Origin of the sequence: Kocuria sp. 2SI (assembly GCF_005502825.1) — a bacterium.
GTDB lineage: Bacteria > Actinomycetota > Actinomycetes > Actinomycetales > Micrococcaceae > Kocuria > Kocuria palustris.
Map to the genome: position 1 here is coordinate 1 of NZ_SCNB01000056.1, position 1,275 is coordinate 1,275.

The following is a 1,275-nucleotide window of genomic DNA, read 5'->3' on the forward strand; positions in this document are numbered from 1 at the left end:
CCACCGCCCGGCGACGGAACTCGTCGGTGTAGTTCTTCCTTGCCATCCTTGGATTCTCGCTTCCCCAGCATCGTGCTGGATTCCGCGTGTCCAAGATCAGGGGTTAAGCCCCCATCTAAGCCGCGCCGCCCTGCCGCACCTGCGCAAGACTCGAGGGGCGATCGTAAACGTGTCCTCCGTCGCCGGCATCAGAGGCGACTGGGGCATGAGCATCTACAGCGCCACGAAAGGCGCGCTCTCCAACCTCACCCGGGCACTGGCCCTGGACGAAGGCGCCTACGGAGTCCGGGTCAACGCGGTCTGCCCGACCTACGTACGCACCGAGCTCACCCAGTACATCACCGACAGCCCCGCCCTCGTCGAACGATTCACCGACCGTATTCCGCTCAGGCGGGCCGGCGAACCCGACGAAGTCGCCGATGCTATCGCGTTCCTGGCCAGTGATGATGCTCGCTTCATCACCGGTGTTAATCTCCCGGTCGACGGCGGCTTGACTGCTTCGAGCGGGCAACCGGTTTTCACTTCAGGCTCAGTCTCCGATTGAGACATGCGCCATTGGGTTCAGGCCGAGGCGACTTGAAGGCGGACATCAATGCCTGGTCCTGCCCTCCTGGGGAGTGAGCCATCTTCTTGATGACTACATCGACGGCGGCTTGGCAGCTCATTTAGTTCTCGTTGGGTGACCGCCGTCGGGGCACATCGACTCGTTCTCTCTCGCAAGCTGTCACTATCCCTATGAAGCTCACAAGACCTGTGGCCGCGCGTACTGACACCTTCGTCAAGCCCGTCCAGAGACGGGCATTTTCTCACGTGCGGTTCCTATTCCTTCGGCACGGATCCGCAATCGTCTTTGGCCCTGCCGGTCAGCAGATCGTGAGCACGGGCGATGTGCTGGTATTAGCCCCTGATACGCTTCTTGGCGGTCGTCCTGAAGGCTCCGTAACGATCACGACAGTATTCACCGATCTCGATTATCTGCTCAACCAGACCTACTGGCAGTATGCCAGCCTCGTGGCTGACGTCTTTCATCTCACCGAGATACTCACGTCCCGGTTTACCGACTCTATGCAGGTGCTCAGGCCAGGCGCAGCTCGCATGGGGCTGCTCTCGCCGTGGCTCGATGGACTGGTCGATTGCACGATTGAAGGCCCACCCGTAAAGGGGCCCTTCACAGATGAGTGTGGGTTGGCTGCCGAGATCGGGTCCTCTGGGTGATGCGCAGGATCGGCGTGGTCCTGATGCGCGTTGTGCGCCGAGGATCGCGGGGATGTCACA

The 1,275-nt window shown here is 61.1% G+C and carries 2 protein-coding genes; both read left to right on the top strand.

Going from position 1 to position 1,275, the window contains the following annotated elements; all coding sequences use genetic code 11:
- Positions 1 to 79: 79 nt before the first annotated feature.
- The gene (locus FFS25_RS13300; protein ID WP_283957228.1) at positions 80 to 544 is read left to right on the top strand and encodes an SDR family NAD(P)-dependent oxidoreductase; all 465 of its coding nucleotides are present in this window, start codon (positions 80 to 82) and stop codon (positions 542 to 544) included.
- A gap of 329 nt (positions 545 to 873) precedes the next feature.
- Complete coding sequence (locus tag FFS25_RS13305; RefSeq protein ID WP_137803247.1) at positions 874 to 1,215, top strand: hypothetical protein; 342 nt, start codon at positions 874 to 876, stop codon at positions 1,213 to 1,215.
- Positions 1,216 to 1,275: the final 60 nt, after the last annotated feature.